Origin of the sequence: Pseudomonas sp. HY2-MNA-CIBAN-0224, assembly GCF_040310285.1 — a bacterium.
GTDB classification, from domain to species: Bacteria; Pseudomonadota; Gammaproteobacteria; order Pseudomonadales; family Pseudomonadaceae; genus Aquipseudomonas; species Aquipseudomonas helleri.
The window spans coordinates 1-257 of sequence record NZ_JBEOPQ010000680.1 but is presented as its reverse complement, the minus strand read 5'-3'; the positions used below and the strand labels follow the sequence as shown (position 1 = coordinate 257).

At 46.3% G+C, this 257-nt stretch carries 1 protein-coding gene; it reads left to right on the top strand.

What is annotated here, in order from left to right:
- On the top strand, window positions 1–257 hold a 257-nt coding region (locus AAEZ03_RS28040; RefSeq protein ID WP_350583205.1), incomplete at both ends, for a DUF2804 family protein.

Sequence of the window (257 nt, the reverse complement as noted above, 5' to 3'; positions counted from 1 at the left end):
ACCTTTGACTCGCCATACGCAACTACAAGGTGATTGCTATCAAGGGCAAATGGTATTTACCCATGCCAAACTGACCGTTACTTTAGATTTTATGCCTGCACAAGTTAAAGTAGTGCTGGACAGCCAATACCTTGCACTCCATGCAACATTAGCACGGCAATCACAGCCACTTGCTATCTGTACACCAACGGGCAGACGCGGCTGGACGTTTACCCAAAAAGAGCCATTAACCGCTGTATCTGGACATATACTCGTTA